The organism is Shewanella sp. 3_MG-2023, from assembly GCF_030548765.1.
Classification (GTDB): domain Bacteria; phylum Pseudomonadota; class Gammaproteobacteria; order Enterobacterales; family Shewanellaceae; genus Shewanella.
In genome coordinates, this window is the sequence record NZ_JAUOSH010000073.1 from 1 (window position 1) to 1,651 (window position 1,651).

The 1,651-nt window shown below is 42.2% G+C and carries 2 protein-coding genes; both read right to left on the reverse strand.

The genetic code is table 11. The annotated features are described in order from the left end of the window. Positions 1 to 83: 83 nt before the first annotated feature. On the reverse strand, positions 84 to 914 hold the full coding sequence (locus Q4591_RS20005) for a class I SAM-dependent methyltransferase (protein ID WP_303411992.1): 831 nt from the start codon (positions 912 to 914) through the stop codon (positions 84 to 86). 125 nt (positions 915 to 1,039) lie between these two features. Next, the gene (locus Q4591_RS20010) at positions 1,040 to 1,465 is read right to left on the reverse strand and encodes a GNAT family N-acetyltransferase (RefSeq protein WP_102532126.1); all 426 of its coding nucleotides are present in this window, start codon (positions 1,463 to 1,465) and stop codon (positions 1,040 to 1,042) included. Positions 1,466 to 1,651 lie beyond the last annotated feature (186 nt).

The window sequence follows — 1,651 nt, forward strand, 5'->3', positions numbered from 1 at the left end:
TGGGAACCGCCCTGTGCGGAGCCGCATGCAGGGTGGTGTGGGGGCTGGAGGCTAGATACCTCCGGCTACCCGATTATATTTATTCATACTTTTTGGATAATAATCTCAACCGGAGCAATCAAATCGTTAGCTAAATTATCGACCATGTTCTTAATTTTATTGGAAGTGCTTTCTTGCATCAGTGTATGAAGACCCAGAGGGGGTGGACCTCCATTAGCCTCTGTTTTAGCACGTTGCTGTTTAAAGAATTCCAGTGAAAAATCACGGCGATTGTTCTCCTTGGAGATTTCAAAGCCAGCATCGCTTATAGCTTGTTTGTATTGAGCGGGAGTAGATAGTTTGCTAGTACTGCCTTCGGTCGCCCATGGAACTGGATAAATCAACTCACCATCATTTTGTCGCATAATGTCATAAACGCCGAAGGTAGACCCGGGTTTTAGCACTCGAAATATTTCGGCAAATAGCGACACTTTATCATCGATATTCATGCCTACGTGGAGCATATAACCTCCATCGAATGAACTATCTTGAAAAGGCATCGACAATGCACTCCCCTGCTCAAGCGTTATATATTCATCAAGATTTAACCAGCTACATAGCGCCTTTCCTGTCTCAATATACTCAGGTGTTAGGTCGATACCAGTAACACGGTTTTTGTATCTAGATGCGAGATATCTAGCGGCACCACCTAAACCACAACCGACATCTACTATATAGCCCTGCTCAGAAAAGTTGAGCTGATCAAATAGATTGTCTGTTGCCAAGCGTCCTCCGATATGGAACTCATCGACTGGCGCAAGGTCCTCAATTGTCACATTCTCGGTTGTTTTACCTAGAGCTGGGAGTGCTGCTTCAATAGCTTCAAGCAAACTGCCATGTAAATAGTGGTCTGATACGGATTTATCATACGACATAAAAATAACCTCCCGATTTACTGATTATGAAATATAACGCCCTGTTAAGGGGCTAAATATAGTTGGCTAAAATCATGAGCGAAGCGAACAAAGCCAGCTGTATTTTGTCCCACTTGCACAGATTGTTATAACTCTTTTACTAAACAGTATGTTACATGACCTTTGGGGTAATCAGGCAATTCACCAAAAACTTTGTATCCACGCTTCTCATAAAATGGTTTTGCTTGAAAGCTAAGAGTTTCTGTACGCATAAAACCAAAGCCTTTTTCTTTGGCAAAGTTTTCGGCTGCATCCATTAATTTACTACCAACACCTTGCCCTCTGGTTTCATCAGATAACCATAACAACTCGAGGGTACAATAATTCCAGAATGCTACTGCTCTTATACCTCCTACGACTTTTCCATTTTCATCTTTAGCGAATGCAGCAAATTTAGTGTCAGGTTCGAAAACCACATCATCTGAAATGTACTTTTGGTTGTAGGACTGAATACCTTTACTTATAGTTTCAAGATCTTGTTTATTAGGTGAGGTTGTTACTTCGATGTTCATTTCTTCATCCGTGATAGAGAGTTATAACGCCGTACTAAGCTGCCGCAGACATGTGGCTATACTTTTGCGAAGCAAAAATGCCACGTGTTGGAGGTCAGTTAGAGTGCCTTGTTAGCAGTTTTTACGCACGAACCGCCGTAACCGTTACTTCGATTAGCACATCACCTTCCAACTCTACACCTAAAC